This is a genomic window from Streptomyces sp. NPDC005070 (assembly GCF_053600395.1).
Map to the genome: position 1 here is coordinate 1 of NZ_JBSFZS010000208.1, position 7,680 is coordinate 7,680.

The window sequence follows — 7,680 nt, forward strand, 5'->3', positions numbered from 1 at the left end:
AGCCCATCGACGTCAGAGCCAGTCGCGCGTACCGGTCGGCCTGTTCGGGCGGACTTCCCTACCTGCTGCTTCTGCCCGCGCTGGTGCTCGAACTCCTGGTGCACCTGGTGCCGATGGTGATCGGCATCGTGATGAGCTTCAAGGAGCTCACGCAGTTCTACATCCGCGACTGGGGCACGGCGCCCTGGGCCGGCTTCGACAACTACTCGGTGTCGGTGCACTTCGACGAGCCCGTCGGCGAGGCGCTGCTGCACTCCTTCTTCGTCACCGTCGCCTTCACCCTGCTCTCCGTCGGTCTGTGCTGGCTGATCGGCACGGCCGCCGCGATCTACATGCAGGACAACTTCGTGGGGCGGGGTGTGCTGCGGGCCCTGTTCCTGGTGCCGTACGCGCTGCCCGTCTACGCGGCCGTGATCACCTGGGTGTTCATGTTCCAGCACGACAACGGCCTGGTGAACCACGTCCTGCACGACCAGCTCCACCTCACCGACAAGCCGTCCTTCTGGCTGATCGGCGACAACAGCTTCTACGCCCTGCTCACCGTGTCCGTCTGGAAGGGCTGGCCGTTCGCCTTCCTGATCGTCATGGCGGGCCTGCAGAACATCCCGGGCGAGCTGTACGAGGCCGCCGCCCTCGACGGTGCCGGACTGTGGCAGCAACTGCGCCGCATCACCCTGCCGTCGCTGCGGCCGGTCAACCAGGTCCTGGTACTGGTGCTGTTCCTGTGGACGTTCAACGACTTCAACACGCCGTTCGTCCTGTTCGGCAAGACCGCCCCGGACTCGGCGGACCTCATCTCGGTCCACATCTACCAGGCGTCCTTCGTCACCTGGAACTTCGGCACCGGCTCGGCAATGTCCGTGCTGCTGCTGCTCTTCCTGCTCGTGGTGACCGGCGCCTACCTGCTCCTGACCTCCCGGGGAAGGAAGACGGCCGATGTCTAGCACCTCCACCACGCCCCGCTCCCCGATGGCCCCGCCGCGCTCCTTCCTGTGGTCCCGGCGGATCTTCCTCACCCTGCTCACCGGTTTCGTCCTGGTGCCCGTCTACGTCATGGTCTCCAGCTCGCTGAAGCCGCTCGCGGACGTCTCGGGGAAGTTCCGCTGGCTGCCGAGCGGGCTGACCATTCGGCCGTACATCGACATCTGGTCGACGGTGCCGCTGGCGAAGTACTTCGTGAACTCGCTGATCGTGGCCGGGGCGGCCACGGGCTGCTCGGTCGTGATCGCCGTGTTCTCCGCCTACGCCGTCAGCCGCTACAGCTTCCGCGGCAAGCGCGTGTTCACGGTCACCGTGCTGTCCACCCAGATGTTCCCCGGCATCCTGTTCCTGCTGCCGCTGTTCCTGCTCTACGTGAACATCGGCAACGCCACCGGGATCGCGCTGTTCGGCTCGCGCGGCGGTCTGATCCTCACGTATCTGACCTTCTCGCTGCCGTTCTCGATCTGGATGCTGATCGGGTACTTCGACTCGGTGCCCCGCGATCTCGACGAGGCGGCACTGGTGGACGGCTGCGGGCCGCTCGGGGCGCTCTTCCGCGTGGTCGTTCCGGCGGCGATCCCCGGCATCGTCGCGGTCGCCGTCTACGCCTTCATGACCGCCTGGGGCGAGGTGCTGTTCGCGTCGGTGATGACCAACGACGCCACCCGCACCCTCGCCGTCGGCCTCCAGGGCTACTCCACGCTCAACGACGTGTACTGGAACCAGATCATGGCCGCCTCGCTGGTCGTCAGCGTCCCCGTGGTGGCCGGCTTCCTGCTGCTCCAGCGCTATCTCGTCGCCGGGCTCACGGCGGGAGCCGTCAAGTGACCGGCCCCGCCGAGGACATCGACACCATTGACGACGAAGGGACTTCAGTGACCATCGACCTTGCCGCCCTCCCGGAGGACTTCCTTTGGGGCACGGCCACGTCGGCCTATCAGATCGAGGGTGCCGTGGCCGAGGACGGCCGCTCCGCATCCATCTGGGACACCTTCTCGCACACGCCCGGCAAGATCGACAACGGTGACGACGGGGACGTCGCCTGCGATCACTACCACCGCTGGCGCGAGGACATCGATCTCATGCGCCGGCTCGGCACCAACGCCTACCGGCTGTCCATCGCCTGGCCCCGGGTGATGCCGGGCGGCGACGGGCCGGTCAACGCCAAGGGGCTGGACTACTACGACGCGCTGATCGACGGCCTGCTGGAGGCGGGCATCACGCCCTCGGTCACGCTGTACCACTGGGACCTGCCCCAGGTGCTCCAGGACCGGGGCGGCTGGCCCGCCCGTGACACCGCGCACCACCTCGCCGCCTACGCGTCGGTGGTCGCGGAGCGGCTCGGCGACCGCGTCCAGCACTGGACCACCCTCAACGAGCCGCTGTGCTCGGCCTGGATCGGCCACCTGGAGGGGCGGATGGCCCCCGGCCTGACCGACCTCACGGCCGCCGTCCGCGCCTCGTACCACCTCCTGCTCGGGCACGGACTCGCCACGCAGGCGATCCGCGCGGCCGCGCCCGGCGCGCAGATCGGCATCGTCAACAACCTGGGCAGTATCGAGGCCGCCACCGACCGCCCGGAGGACGCCGCGGCGGCGAAGCGGCAGGACGGGCACACCAACCGCTGGTGGCTCGACCCGGTGCACGGCCGCGGCTTCCCCGCCGACATGGTCGAGGTCTACGGAGTCGAACTGCCCGAGGTCGCGGGCGACTTGGAGACGATGGCCGCGCCGCTGGACTGGCTGGGCCTGAACTACTACTTCCCGTCCCACGTCGTCGACGACCCGACCGGCCCCGCCCCGTACGCGCGGCAGATCAGCCGGCCCGGCGTGCCGGTCACGGCCATGGACTGGGAGATCGAGGCGGCCGGCATCGAGCGCCTGCTGCTGCGCCTGACGAACGAGTACGGCGCCCGCAAGCTGTACGTCACGGAGAACGGCTCCGCCTATCCCGACGTCGTACGCCCCGACGGCACCGTCGACGACCTGGAGCGCGTCGCCTACCTCGAACAGCATCTGGCCGCCTGCGCGTCGGCCGCCCGCAAGGGCGTTCCGCTGGCCGGCTACTTCGCCTGGTCGCTGCTGGACAACTTCGAGTGGGCGTACGGCTACGACAAGCGGTTCGGTCTCGTGCACGTCGACTACAAGACGCAGGTACGGACGATCAAGGGCAGCGGTCACCGCTACGCGGAGATCGTCCGGGGACACCGCGGGGGCGCGAGCAAGGCGGCCTGAGGCCGCGCCAGGGCGCACGGGACCCTGGTGCCGCGGCACTAAAACCCTTGGTCGGCCGGGGTGTTCGCACCCCGGCCGACCTCGTCGAGGGCGGCCGTCAGCAGGGGGGCCACCACCTCGCGCACCCAGGCGGCCCGTTCATCGCCGGAAGCGCGGGGGACGGTCTCGACGAGCATGATCAGGTAGAGGTAACTGCGGTACAGAGCCAGGCGCTGCCGCCCGGCCCCGTCGAACGCGGCGGCCCCACCTTCCTCTTGATAGCCCGTCAGGAAGTCGACGTCCTGGCGGATGTCCCCGAGCAGGGCCAGGGAGACGAAGTCGGCGAGCGGGTCTCCCCAGAACATGCGCTCGCCGTCGATCAGACCGCCGATGCGCGGGCCCGTATCCGCCCGCTCGACCAGGATGTTCCCCCGCCACAGGTCGAAGTGGACGAGCCGGGGGACGGTGACCTCCTCCAGGGTGTCGAAGGCGGCCCGCGCGATCCCGGCCACCTCGTCCACGGGGCTCGGCAGCCAGGCACCGTAGGCGCGGGCGTCGTCCAGGAGTGCCTCGTACATCCTGGTGAAGGCGGTCCGCCAGTCGGGGGCGAGCGGGCCGAGCGCGCCGGAGGGGTAGCCGAAGCCCGGGCCGGTCACCCTGTGCAGCCTGGCCACCAGGTGACCCAACTCCCGGCGGAGCGGCCCGCGTTCGCCCTCGGCGAGGTCTGCCCAGGGCTCGCCGGGACAGCGCGTCATCAGCAGGTGGCCGTCGCGAGGGTCTCCCACCGGCGAGGGCGCCGGTACGCCGACGGTGGCGGCCCGGCGATAGAACTCCGCCTCGGAGAGCAGGAGTTGCCGCTCGTACGCCAGGGCGGGGACGGTGGGCGGCGGTGGGACCTTCAGCACGTACCGGCTGCCGTCGGCGAGCGTGAGTTCCTCGAGGGCGTTGTACGTGCCCCCGGACAGGACCCGGCGGCCGACGAGACTCCCGGACGGCAGCCCGGCCTCCCGGAGAGCCCGCTCGGCCCGCTCCGACCCGTCCGCGCCGGCCATCGCGTCCCCCTCGTCCATGAGGTCACTGTGCCAGGTGCCCCCACGCGCCCGCAGCCCTCGCGTCACGGCGCCCACAGGTCCCGAAATCCGCTGGCTCCCGCTCTTTCAACTAGGTACCTTCAAGTAAAACCTAGGGTTCCTAGGTTTTGGGATCGACACCGGGAGGCACTCATGAGACCGCTCACCGAGCAGGACATCCGCACCTCTTTCATCAACTGCTCCAGGGGCGAGGCGAAGCGGCTCGCGACACCGCGTGATCTCGACGAACGCCCCTGGGACGAGCTGGACTTCCTGGGCTGGCGAGATCCCGGTGCGCCCGACCGCGGCTTTCTCGTCACCGAACGGGACGGCGGCCTCCTGGGCGTCGCCCTGCGGCTCCCGTCCTCCCGGCGCGGGCTCCCGCACCGCAGCATGTGCTCGCTGTGCCTGACCACGCACCCGGGAGGCGGGGTCTCGCTGATGACGGCCCGCAAGGCGGGTGCGGCGGGCCGCGAGGGCCACTCGGTCGGCATCTACGTCTGCGCCGACCTCGCCTGCTCCCTCTACGTCCGGGGGAAGAAGGCCCTCCGGTCGGGGAGCCGCTTCGAGGAGACCCTCACGACGGAGCAGCAGATCGCCCGGACGGTCGGCCATCTGTCCGCCTTCCTGGCGAAGCTGCGCGACTGAACCGCGACGGCCGCTCAGGCACCGGTGGGCGCGGCGGGGCCGCCGGGGCCGCCGGGCTTCACGACGCTCCCCGGCGACCCGCACCGCTGTTTCCTCAGGATCCGGTGGGAGCCCAGTGCGGGTCACGGCCCAGGAAGGCGAGCAGCGCCTCGGCCCGGCCGGCGCCCTCCGGGACCTCGCGGGCGGCGGCGAACACGCCGAAGGCGTCGCGCAGGTGGTCGGCCAGCCGGTCCGCCGCGAGCCGGATGCCGCCGGCCAGGTCGTCGTCGAGGGGGGACGCCAGGCCGGTGGCCACCGCGATGTCCCAGGCGTGCACGCCCGCGTCCATGGCGGCCGCGGCGGCCGCCACGCGGAACGGCAGCGGCCCGAGCGGCGTGGCCACCTCCTCCGCGTCGGCGGGCAGCCCCGCGTAGACGTCGGCGACCTGGGTGAGGACCTTGTCGAGCGTCGCCGTGACGTCGGCCTCCAGCGCGTCGTCCGGGTGGAAGGCGTCCGACTCGGGCCACCCGGTCCCGGTGACCGCCGCGCCGTACGCCTGCTGGTCGAGCCGGGCGTGGTTGAGCACCTGGGCCACCGTCCACTCACCGCACGGCGTCGGCGCCGACCAGTCGTTCTCCGGCACACCGGCGACGACGGCCCGCAGCCGGTCGTGCGACAGCGTCAGCAGTTCGATGCCCTGGACGTTGCTCATCGCGCTCATTTCCGATGCCTCCTGATGCGGTCCGTCCCTGTCGATGCCTCCAAACTAGGACCCCTTGCGGACAGATACGGTCCGCAATCAGCACGTTCGGTACCCGTGTTAAACGGGAAGGGCCCAAGGATGCACGAGGCACGTGGTGAGTGGACGGCATCCGTCGCGAAGATCGTGGAGCGGCGCCGGGAGCCGGTGGTCGTCCAGACACTTCGGTCGACGGCCGCCGCGACGATCGCGTACGTGGTGGCCATTCACCTCAGTCCCGAACCCGCGCCGCTGACCGCGCCCCTGACCGCGCTGCTGGTCGTCCAGGTCACGCTGTACTCGACGATCACCACCGCGATCCGGCGGGTGAACTCCGTGGTGGTGGGCGTCGTCATCGCCATCGGCTTCAGCAGCCTGGTGGGCCTGACCTGGTGGAGTCTGGGGCTGATCATCCTCGCCTCGCTGGCGGTGGGACATCTGGTCCGGGTCAGCGAGTTCGTGCCCGAGGTGGCGATCAGCGCCATGCTGGTCCTCGGCGTCACCCGAGTGGGCGACACCGCGTGGGCCCGCGTGCTGGAGACACTGATCGGGGCGGTCGTGGGCCTCACCTGCAACCTCGTGCTCGCGCCGCCCGTGTGGGTCGACATGGCCGGGGAGCAGATCGAGGACCTGGCACGCCGGATGCGGCAGTTGTTGCTGCGGGTCGGCGAGGGTGCCGCGTCGCACACGCCCTTCCATGTGGCGGCCGAGCGGCTGCACGAGGCCCGTCGGCTCGACAACGACATCGCCGGGGTGGACGCGGCCCTACGACAGGCCGAGGACAGCCTGAAGCTCAACCCGCGGGTGCGCGAGGGGCTGATGCACCGGGTCGTGCTGCGCACCGGCCTGGACACCCTGGAGATCTGCACGGTGGTCCTGCGGGTTCTCGCGCGCAGCCTCACCGACCTGGCAAAAGAGCGGGAGCCCCGGCCCCTGTTCGAACCGCAGGCCGGAGCCGTCCTCCAGGAGCTGCTGTCGGAGGTCGCCGACGCGATCGTCAGCTTCGCGGTGCTGGTGACCACCGATGTCACCCAGAACGCGGTGTCCGCCGAGGAGCGGCTCAGCGCGGAACTCGCCACCGCCGCCGCCACCCGCGACAAGCTGGCCCAGCTCTTCCTGGAGGAGGTCCGGCGCGACCCGAGCCAGTGGCAGCTCCACGGCTCCGTCCTGACCGAGGTCACCCGGATCCTCGACGAGCTGGACACCGAGCATCGCACCCGGCGTCTGTTCGAGGAGCTGGACCGCTGCACCCGTGAGCAGCGCGAGCGCCGGCCGCGCCTCACCCGGCTGCGGAGCCGGCTGCGCCGGCCGCGCCGGAACCGGAACCGTTCCGACGTCTCCGGGCGTTCTAGATGACGGGTTCCATGAGAGGAAACGGCCGACGCGGTGGCGGTGAGCCGCACTGCGCGGCCGGTGGCAGGAGAACGAGGGGGCGAGCGGATGACCGAGGACACCGTGCGGATCGACGGGAACGCACTGCGGCTGCCGGGCGGGGTGCAGGTGCGGTTCATTCGGACACTGCGGCTGCCCGAGACGGGCACGCACGCGTTGCCGCCGGGGCTCGGCGAGTTCCCCGTCCGGCGCGTCGAGGACTACGGCGACCGGGTGCCCGCCGAGTGGCGGGCGCGCGGCGGTGTGATGCTTCCGGTGTATCTGCGCGAGGCCATGTGGCTGAGTTTCGCCGGGACGGCGGAGCCGGCCGCGTTGCAGGTGGGCGTCGGCAAGGTGTGTGCCGTCTCCGGCAAGCCGTGGAGCTCCCGGCTCACCCGTGACCCGCAGAACTACGTCGTCCTCCCCCGACAGCCGTGGCTCGACGGCATCAACTCCGGCAAGGGGACGGTCCGCCAGTTCGTGGCCGTGCCGATGGGTCTCGGGGCGACCGTCGAGGGCCAGGTCACCGGCGAGGAGGTCTGGGGCGGTGTCCAGCTCCAGTCGTTCCCGCTCGAGGCCGGGGAACTGGCGGCGTGGCGGGAGGCGGAGCGCCGCCGGGCCGAGGAGAGCATGCGGATGCCCCGGACGCTGGGCGCGGCCATGCCGATGATGGCGGCGC

The 7,680-nt window shown here is 70.8% G+C and carries 7 protein-coding genes and 1 pseudogene; 6 read left to right on the top strand and 2 right to left on the bottom strand.

The genetic code is table 11. From position 1 onward, the window contains the following. The first annotated feature begins 5 nt into the window (after positions 1 to 5). The 3 genes from ACWEBX_RS35580 to ACWEBX_RS35590 are packed head-to-tail and all read left to right on the top strand — an operon-like array spanning position 6 to position 3,215. The gene (locus ACWEBX_RS35580) at positions 6 to 944 is read left to right on the top strand and encodes a carbohydrate ABC transporter permease (protein ID WP_451888895.1); all 939 of its coding nucleotides are present in this window, start codon (positions 6 to 8) and stop codon (positions 942 to 944) included. After that, positions 937 to 1,809, top strand: a complete 873-nt coding sequence (locus ACWEBX_RS35585) for a carbohydrate ABC transporter permease (RefSeq protein ID WP_451888890.1) — start codon at positions 937 to 939, stop codon at positions 1,807 to 1,809. The genes ACWEBX_RS35580 and ACWEBX_RS35585 overlap by 8 nt, the downstream gene beginning before the upstream one ends. Positions 1,810 to 1,856: 47 nt before the next feature. Next, positions 1,857 to 3,215 carry a GH1 family beta-glucosidase gene (locus ACWEBX_RS35590; protein WP_451888896.1) on the top strand — a complete coding sequence of 453 codons (1,359 nt, stop codon included), beginning with the start codon at positions 1,857 to 1,859 and terminating at the stop codon, positions 3,213 to 3,215. A 38-nt stretch (positions 3,216 to 3,253) separates the two neighbouring features. Here ACWEBX_RS35590 and ACWEBX_RS35595 read toward each other — a convergent pair whose 3' ends face one another. Beyond that, complete coding sequence (locus ACWEBX_RS35595) at positions 3,254 to 4,264, bottom strand: phosphotransferase family protein (RefSeq protein WP_451888891.1); 1,011 nt, start codon at positions 4,262 to 4,264, stop codon at positions 3,254 to 3,256. Positions 4,265 to 4,417: 153 nt separating this feature from the next. Here ACWEBX_RS35595 and ACWEBX_RS35600 point away from each other — a divergent pair, with 153 nt between their 5' ends. Further along, positions 4,418 to 4,912, top strand: coding sequence for an FBP domain-containing protein (locus ACWEBX_RS35600; protein WP_451888892.1), 495 nt, complete (start codon positions 4,418 to 4,420; stop codon positions 4,910 to 4,912). 94 nt (positions 4,913 to 5,006) lie between these two features. On the opposite strand, the gene ACWEBX_RS35605 is transcribed toward ACWEBX_RS35600, so the two are convergent. Then, positions 5,007 to 5,612 carry a TIGR03086 family metal-binding protein gene (locus tag ACWEBX_RS35605; RefSeq protein ID WP_451888893.1) on the bottom strand — a complete coding sequence of 202 codons (606 nt, stop codon included), beginning with the start codon at positions 5,610 to 5,612 and terminating at the stop codon, positions 5,007 to 5,009. 120 nt (positions 5,613 to 5,732) lie between these two features. On the opposite strand from ACWEBX_RS35605, the gene ACWEBX_RS35610 reads away from it, so the two are divergent. Together ACWEBX_RS35610 and ACWEBX_RS35615 are read left to right on the top strand one after the other, a co-directional pair. Next, positions 5,733 to 6,986 (top strand): FUSC family protein, encoded by a 1,254-nt coding sequence (locus tag ACWEBX_RS35610; RefSeq protein ID WP_451888894.1) that lies wholly within the window; start codon positions 5,733 to 5,735, stop codon positions 6,984 to 6,986. An 84-nt stretch (positions 6,987 to 7,070) separates the two neighbouring features. Beyond that, positions 7,071 to 7,680, top strand: a pseudogene (locus ACWEBX_RS35615) (hypothetical protein); the annotation flags it as partial.